The organism is Streptomyces oryzae (assembly GCF_017676365.1).
GTDB lineage: Bacteria > Actinomycetota > Actinomycetes > Streptomycetales > Streptomycetaceae > Streptomyces > Streptomyces oryzae.
In genome coordinates this window covers 1-4,023 of record NZ_JADKMA010000334.1, presented here as the reverse complement: position 1 = coordinate 4,023, position 4,023 = coordinate 1, and the positions used below count along the sequence as shown (strand labels likewise).

The 4,023-nt window shown below is 69.6% G+C and carries 5 protein-coding genes; all 5 read right to left on the bottom strand.

The genetic code is table 11. The features are described from left to right. Window positions 1-50: 50 nt before the first annotated feature. Window positions 51-1,235 (bottom strand): DivIVA domain-containing protein, encoded by a 1,185-nt coding sequence (locus tag ITI46_RS33575; RefSeq protein WP_209243730.1) that lies wholly within the window; start codon window positions 1,233-1,235, stop codon window positions 51-53. Between the two features lie 52 nt (window positions 1,236-1,287). Next, window positions 1,288-1,572: a YggT family protein gene (locus ITI46_RS33570; protein ID WP_173869241.1), complete on the bottom strand. Its 285-nt coding sequence runs from the start codon at window positions 1,570-1,572 to the stop codon at window positions 1,288-1,290. Between the two features lie 65 nt (window positions 1,573-1,637). Further along, on the bottom strand, window positions 1,638-2,276 hold the full coding sequence (locus ITI46_RS33565) for a cell division protein SepF (RefSeq protein WP_209243729.1): 639 nt from the start codon (window positions 2,274-2,276) through the stop codon (window positions 1,638-1,640). 141 nt (window positions 2,277-2,417) lie between these two features. Beyond that, entirely contained in the window at window positions 2,418-3,200 is a 783-nt protein-coding gene (locus tag ITI46_RS33560) for a YggS family pyridoxal phosphate-dependent enzyme (protein WP_209243728.1), read from the bottom strand. A gap of 15 nt (window positions 3,201-3,215) precedes the next feature. Next, complete coding sequence (gene pgeF / locus ITI46_RS33555; RefSeq protein WP_209243727.1) at window positions 3,216-3,947, bottom strand: peptidoglycan editing factor PgeF; 732 nt, start codon at window positions 3,945-3,947, stop codon at window positions 3,216-3,218. Window positions 3,948-4,023 lie beyond the last annotated feature (76 nt).

Below are 4,023 nucleotides of genomic sequence, written 5' to 3'. Positions count from 1 at the left end.
ATGCTCTCAGGGGCCCGGCCCGTCATACGGAGGCGCTCAGCGCGTGCGGCTCAGCTCTCGTCCTCGTCGATGAGGAAGCCCCGCATCGGTGAGGGCGCCTGCTGGGGCTGAGGACCGCCCTGCGGCCGCACCGGCGCCATCGGCTGCGTCATGGCAGGCGACATCTGCTGCTGCCCGCCGTAGGACTGCCCGGCACCGCCCTGGGTGTGCGGACCACCGCCGGGGCCACCGGCCGGGCCGCCGCCCATGGAGTGTCCGTTGCCGCCCATCGACTGGTGCCCGCCCATCGAGCCGCCACCACTGGTGGCCGCTCCCGCGGGAGCACCGGCTCCGGCCGACGCCATCGACGGCGTGGGCGCGGGCAGCGACGCGGTCGCCGGCGTGCGCGGCGGCGCGAGCGAGTCGTCGGCCTGGTTCTCCAACTGCCGCAGCTGGCTCTCCAGGTACGACTTCAGCCGCGTGCGGTACTCGCGCTCGAAGCCGCGCAGGTCCTCGACCTTGCGCTCCAGGGTGGCGCGGGCCGACTCCAGGGAGCCCATGGCCACGCGGTGCTTCTCCTGCGCGTCCCGCTCCAGCGCGTCGGCCTTGGCGCGGGCGTCCCGCTCCAGGCCCTCGGCGCGGCTGCGTGCCTCGCCAACGATCTTGTTGGCCTCGGAACGGGCCTCCGCGATCGCCTGGTCGGCCGTCTGCTGCGCCAGCGACAGTACGCGGGCCGCGCTGTCGTTGTTCTGGCCGCCGCCCGGCATCTGCGGGCCGCCCTGCGGGCCACCGGGACCCATGGGGCCGCCCTGCTGCGGGCCGGGGCCACCTGGACCCATCGGACCGCCCTGCGGACCCGGGCCGCCGGGACCGCCGTGTCCACCGGGGCCGCCGGGGCCCGCGGGGAGCTGTGCCTGTCCGCCGGGAAGCTGCGGCGGGCCGCCCATGCCCTGCTGTTGGGGCGGGACGGGCTGCGGTCCGGATATGGCGGCGGGAACAGGGGCCCCGCCTTGCTGCTGCTGCCTGTCCTGAGGTTCAGGAGGCTTTCGCATCCCGCCCTGTTGTTGCTGGTTCTGCGCGGCCGCGCGTGTGGCCGCGGCCAGCTTGGCGCGCAGGTCCTCGTTCTCGCGCAGCAGCCGGGTCAGCTCGGCTTCGACCTCATCGAGGAAGGCATCGACCTCGTCCTCGTCATAGCCTTCGCGCAGACGGACGGTCGTGAACTGCTTGTTCCGCACGTCCTCGGGGGTCAGGGGCATCTCTTCACCTCAACGTAAGTCGTCGGCATATCGGCAAGACCATTCCGATCGTTCACAGCCTGGCCACGACGTTGATCAGGATGTAGACGATGATCATGAGTACGAAGAAGGACAGGTCGAGCGCCACGCCCCCGAAGCGCAGCGGTGGGATGAACCGCCGCAAAAGCTTGAGTGGCGGATCGGTGACAGTGTAGGCGGCCTCAAGAACGACCACCATCGCCTTGCCGGGTTGCCATGAGCGGGCGAACTGGAAGACGTAGTCCATCACCAGCCGGAAGATCAGCACGAGCAGGAAGCAGTACAGCGCGATTTGGACCACGTCCAGTGCGGTTCTCATCTGCGCGTCCCTCTCCCCTGGGGCTCTCGTGCCGCCTTGGCGGCCTGTTCCTGGATCCTGCCGTCTCAGCTCTGGTTGAAGAACCCGCCCTCTGCGATGCGGGCCTTGTCCTCCGCCGTGACATCGACGTTAGCAGGAGACAGCAGGAACACCTTCTGCGTCACTCGCTCGATACTGCCGTGCAGACCGAAGACCAGACCAGCCGCAAAGTCGACAAGTCGCTTCGCGTCGGTATCGTCCATCTCCGTCAGATTCATGATCACCGGAGTGCCCTCACGGAAGTGTTCCCCGATGGTACGGGCTTCGTTGTAGGTCCGAGGGTGCAACGTGGTGATCCGATACGGCTCACGTTCGGACACAACCTTGGGCATGATCACCGGGGCACTCTTCTCGACATTCTGGCGTTCAGGTGTGATGGATGACACCGGAGCAATTCTCCCGGCTCGTCCGCTTTCGGCAGCAACCGCCGGGGGCGTCTCCGGCTCCCGCTCCCGTTGCGCCGGCGGGTGAGCGACCCTCACCGGCTCCTCGGGTTCGGTCTTTTGGAGGGAATGGTGTGATTGTTCCGACTCATACCGCCGACGGTCGCGTTCGGGCTCGGGCTCGGGCTCGAACTCGTCGTCAGGGTCGAATCCCCGGCCGTCGTACCCATCGTCCTCCACGAGGCCGAGGTAGACCGCCATCTTGCGCATCGCGCCGGCCATTCTCTGCGTCCTCCGCTCTGTGGTGGATCGACTCCGCCCCCGTCACCGGTGGCCCTGGGATGATCCACGCAGCCTCTCCGACCGGCCTTTTCCGGCGGAAATGACCATATATTCTGCTGTGGCCCAACTCGCTTCGCGACGTTACCGGAGCCGGGGTCGGTCTCCGAGTACCGCACTGCCGACGCGCACATGTGTCGCACCGGCAAGCACCGCCTCTTCGAGATCCGAGCTCATGCCCGCCGACACCATCGTTGCAGCAGGATGCGCCGCTCGCAGGGCGGTTGAGATTTCCAACAGCTGGTCGAAAGCCGCCCGCGGCCGCCCGGCCAGCGGCCCGTCCAGCGGCGCGACAGTCATCACTCCGTCGAGCCGCAGACCTTGGGCGGACGCCACCGCTTCCGCGAGATCCGTCACACCGTCGGGCGCCACACCGCCGCGCTCCCCCACCGAGCCTGACTCGGCGTCAAAGGCGACCTGGACCAGACACCCGATCTCCCGCTCCGCGCGCACAGCAGCGTTCGAGAGCGCGGTCACCAGCCGGGCGCGGTCCACCGAGTGGACAAAGTCGGCATAACCGGCAACCGACCGCGCCTTGTTGGTCTGGAGCTGGCCCACGAAGTGCCAGCTGAGCTGCGTGTCGGCACAGTCGGCCGCCTTGGGCGCGGCTTCCTGGTCCCGGTTCTCCGCGACGTCCCGCACACCCAGCTCGGCCAGCAGCTGCACATCGCTCGCGGGGTAGGTCTTGGTCACGACAATGAGGGTGACGTCCTCGCGCTTACGCCCCGCCGCGAAACAAGCGCCTGCGATGCGCTCCTCCACCCGGGCGAGGTTGGCGGCCAGCTCCGCCTTGCGGGCCGCCTCAGGCGATTCTGCCGCTTCCTGGGACCCAAAGGACTCATGGGACTCAGAGGACTCAGGAGACATGTCCGCCGTCACTTCTCAGCTCGCCTCGATCCAGACATAACTCGCAAGCCTTCCCGTCGTCTTGTCCCGGCGGTACGAGAAATGGTCAGCGGACTCCAGCGTGCATACGGAAGACTGTTCGCACCGGGTGACCCCCGCCCGCGCGAGCTGCGCCCGCACCCCTGCGGCCATGTCGACGGCGGGAGTCCCCTGCCGTGTCGTCGCATACGTCTCGGGGACGGCCGCCGCGAGCTCGGCGCGCATCGCGTCCGGCACCTCGTAGCACCGGCCGCAGACTGCGGGCCCGGTGCGCGCGACCATGCGCCCGGGCTCGGCACCGAGCGCTTCCATCGCCTCGACCGTCGCGCCCACCACGCCCGCCAGTACGCCGGGCCGCCCCGCGTGCGCCGCGCCCGCGACTCCGGCAACCGGGTCGGCCAGCAGCACCGGAGTGCAGTCCGCGGTGAGCACCGCCAGCGCGAGCCCCCTACGCGCCGTCACCACCCCGTCGGCCGGAGGCGCGTCCGCACCGAACGGGCGGTCCGCGACGGCGACGTCGCGCCCGTGCACCTGATGCATCCAGACCACCTCGTCGGGCGACAGTCCGAGCACCCGCGCGGCCCGCTCCCGGTTGGTCCGTACGGCCCCGGGGTCGTCACCGACCGCGCCACCGAGGTTCAGCTCCTCATACGGAGCGGCGCTCACCCCGCCCCACCTGTCGGTGAAGGCGAAGTGCGCGCCGCTGACCGTCTCTTGCGCAGCTATCACTTCAGGAAGTCCGGCACATCCAGCTCTTCCGCCTGACTGTCGTGGTACGGGCGGGCCGGCGGCACCTGCGGGGTGG

Excerpts from the sequence above, each read along its gene's own strand:
- ITI46_RS33565 (WP_209243729.1), bottom strand. The coding sequence starts at position 2,276 with ATGGCCGGCGCGATGCGCAAGATGGCGGTCTACCTCGGCCTCGTGGAG.
- ITI46_RS33570 (WP_173869241.1), bottom strand. The coding sequence starts at position 1,572 with ATGAGAACCGCACTGGACGTGGTCCAAATCGCGCTGTACTGCTTCCTG.
- ITI46_RS33575 (WP_209243730.1), bottom strand. The coding sequence starts at position 1,235 with ATGCCCCTGACCCCCGAGGACGTGCGGAACAAGCAGTTCACGACCGTC.
- ITI46_RS33560 (WP_209243728.1), bottom strand. The coding sequence starts at position 3,200 with ATGTCTCCTGAGTCCTCTGAGTCCCATGAGTCCTTTGGGTCCCAGGAA.